Source organism: Novosphingobium sp. MD-1 (genome assembly GCF_001014975.1).
Lineage (GTDB): Bacteria > Pseudomonadota > Alphaproteobacteria > Sphingomonadales > Sphingomonadaceae > Novosphingobium.
In genome coordinates this window covers 1-2,500 of record NZ_BBXA01000007.1, presented here as the reverse complement: position 1 = coordinate 2,500, position 2,500 = coordinate 1, and the positions used below count along the sequence as shown (strand labels likewise).

At 54.0% G+C, this 2,500-nt stretch carries 2 rRNA genes (1 of these 2 cut by a window edge); both read left to right on the top strand.

What is annotated here, in order from left to right:
- Window positions 1-2,200, top strand: a 23S ribosomal RNA gene (locus NMD1_RS00680); it begins 593 nt to the left of the window's first position.
- Window positions 2,201-2,339: 139 nt separating this feature from the next.
- Window positions 2,340-2,454, top strand: a 5S ribosomal RNA gene (rrf, locus tag NMD1_RS00675).
- Window positions 2,455-2,500 lie beyond the last annotated feature (46 nt).

Below are 2,500 nucleotides of genomic sequence, written 5' to 3'. Positions count from 1 at the left end.
CCTCTTGCATAATGGGTCAGTGACTTAGTTTATCGAGCAAGCTTAAGCCGATAGGTGTAGGCGCAGCGAAAGCGAGTCTGAATAGGGCGACTGAGTTCGATGAATTAGACCCGAAACCCGGTGATCTAGGCATGACCAGGTTGAAGGTGCGGTAACACGCACTGGAGGACCGAACCGTTCAATGTTGAAAAATTGTCGGATGAGTTGTGTTTAGGGGTGAAAGGCCAATCAAACCGGGAAATAGCTGGTTCTCCGCGAAATCTATTGAGGTAGAGCGTCGGACGTATACCGTTGGGGGTAGAGCACTGGATGGATGCGGGGGTCGCGAGATCTACCAATTCTAACCAAACTCCGAATACCAACGAGATTTATCCGGCAGACAGACGGCGGGTGCTAAGGTCCGTCGTCAAAAGGGAAACAGCCCTAACCTACAGCTAAGGTCCCCAAGTCACGTCTAAGTGGGAAAGCATGTGGGAATCCCAAAACAACCAGGAGGTTGGCTTAGAAGCAGCCATCCTTTAAAGAAAGCGTAACAGCTCACTGGTCTAAATAAGGGTTCCTGCGGCGAAGATGTAACGGGGCTCAAGACGTGCACCGAAGCTTAGGGTTTGGACTTCGGTCCAAGCGGTAGCGGAGCGTTCCGTAAGCCTGTGAAGCGGTCTGGTAATGGGCCGTGGAGGTATCGGAAGTGCGAATGCTGACATGAGTAGCGACAAAGAGGGTGAGATGCCCTCTCGCCGAAAGACCAAGGGTTCCTGCTTAAAGCTAATCTGAGCAGGGTGAGCCGGCCCCTAAGACGAGCCCGAAGGGGGTAGTCGATGGGAACCACGTTAATATTCGTGGGCCTGGTGGTGTGTGACGGATCGCGTGTGTTGTCTGACCTTATCGGATTGGTCAGGCTTCGAAGCGGTTCCAGGAAATAGCCCCACCGTATAGACCGTACCCGAAACCGACACAGGTGGTCTGGTAGAGTATACCAAGGCGCTTGAGAGAAGTATCCTGAAGGAACTCGGCAAATTGCCTCCGTACCTTCGGAAGAAGGAGGCCCCACATATGCGCAAGCATTTGTGGGGGGCACAGGCCAGGGGGTAGCGACTGTTTAGCAAAAACACAGGACTCTGCTAAGTCGGCTTCAAGACGACGTATAGGGTCTGACGCCTGCCCGGTGCCGGAAGGTTAAGAGGAGGAGTGCAAGCTCCGAATTGAAGCCCCGGTAAACGGCGGCCGTAACTATAACGGTCCTAAGGTAGCGAAATTCCTTGTCGGGTAAGTTCCGACCTGCACGAATGGCGTAACGACTTCCCCACTGTCTCCAGGATATGCTCAGCGAAATTGAATTCTCCGTGAAGATGCGGAGTACCCGCGGTTAGACGGAAAGACCCCGTGCACCTTTACTGCAGCTTCAGAGTGGCATTAGGAAAGAATTGTGTAGCATAGGTGGGAGGCTTTGAAGCACTGGCGCCAGCCGGTGTGGAGCCATAGGTGAAATACCACCCTGTTGTTTTCTGATGTCTAACCCAGGACCGTTAGCCGGTTCGGGGACCCTCTGTGGCGGGTAGTTTGACTGGGGCGGTCGCCTCCTAAAGAGTAACGGAGGCGCGCGATGGTAGGCTCAGGCCGGTTGGAAACCGGCTGTTAGAGTGCAATGGCATAAGCCTGCCTGACTGCGAGATTGACGAATCGAGCAGAGACGAAAGTCGGTCATAGTGATCCGGTGGTCCCTCGTGGAAGGGCCATCGCTCAACGGATAAAAGGTACGCCGGGGATAACAGGCTGATGATTCCCAAGAGCTCATATCGACGGAATCGTTTGGCACCTCGATGTCGGCTCATCACATCCTGGGGCTGGAGCAGGTCCCAAGGGTTTGGCTGTTCGCCAATTAAAGTGGTACGTGAGCTGGGTTCAGAACGTCGCGAGACAGTTTGGTCCCTATCTGCCGTGGGCGTCGATACTTGAGAGGAGTTGCCCCTAGTACGAGAGGACCGGGGTGAACATGCCTCTGGTGTACCTGTCATTCCGCCAGGAGTGCAGCAGGGTAGCTATGCATGGACGGGATAACCGCTGAAAGCATCTAAGCGGGAAGCCTCCCTCAAGATAAGGTATCTTCGAGTCGTGATAGACCATCACGTTGATAGGCCGGGTGTGGAAGTGCGGTAACGCATGAAGCTAACCGGTCCTAATAACTCTGTTCATGCTTGAGAATCCCGCCATCAATGACAGGCCTGCCCTTGCAGGTCCCGTCCAACGATGACGGACGATACCAGCCAACTTAACAACATCGCAAAATCCATCCCGAAAAGATGGACCCAATGCATCGACACAATCCGTCGGCTCCATTGCCTGGTGGCCATAGCGTCTGTGAACCACCCGATCCCTTCTCGAACTCGGCCGTGAAACCAGTCCGCGCCAATGGTACTAACGCTCAAGCGTTGGAAGAGTAGGTCGCCGCCAGGCATTGAAGCCGACGGATTATAACAACATAAAAACCCATTCATGATGA